A 654-nucleotide genomic window follows, 5' to 3' on the forward strand; every position below is an offset into this window, starting at 1 on the left:
TGGCTTTCAGTAGCAAATATTTAAACATGCGAATGGGATCAATTGCGTTACGTCCATTATCCAGACAATATTTTGCTTCGAGTTCTTTGTATATGAAGGTGAAGTCCACCAGTTCGTTGATTTGACGGAGCATATTGTCCTTCGGCACGACAATGTCATACAATGCCGCATAAGGACTCAGAACTAAGGTCTGTTGTTGCCGAATCATTCGCTCTCACCCGCTTTTCGTGATGACTCAATTATACGGCAAAAAAGGTACAGCCTTTTCAACTTTCTTGAAGGACTGTACCTTTTTATAAGAGACGGACTTTTTCAGCGGCCTCTGCTCAGCAAAGGTTCTTTTTGGGAGCTGATAAAGTATCTTTGTGCTTTACCGATATAAGCACCAATTTTTATTTGGTATCCTGTCTCTTCAAGAACTTCTCTTCTAAGGCATTCCTCAGGCGTCTCGCCTTCATCCATCCCGCCGCCGGGCAAAAAATAATGCCCGCTGGCCGTAAGAATCACGGCGACTTGTTGCTTACTCTTTTGAACCTCTCATGACTAAAATCACGAGATTCTTGGGTAGTCCCTTCTAACGAAGAGAAGTTCACCAAGCTAACCCTGTCGTTCCGACAGTTCGTGTAAGGATTACACAGCAAGAAGTCTTTTGCC

At 43.7% G+C, this 654-nt stretch carries 2 protein-coding genes; both read right to left on the reverse strand.

Annotated features, from left to right (window positions below):
- The coding region (locus AC3Y2E_RS34640) for a transposase (RefSeq protein WP_483875107.1) at positions 1–208 on the reverse strand (208 nt) is incomplete at its 3' end.
- Positions 209–312: 104 nt separating this feature from the next.
- Positions 313–507 (reverse strand): NUDIX domain-containing protein, encoded by a 195-nt coding sequence (locus AC3Y2E_RS34645; RefSeq protein WP_379217991.1) that lies wholly within the window; start codon positions 505–507, stop codon positions 313–315.
- Positions 508–654: the final 147 nt, after the last annotated feature.

This window comes from Paenibacillus sp. MAH-35 (assembly GCF_058135425.1).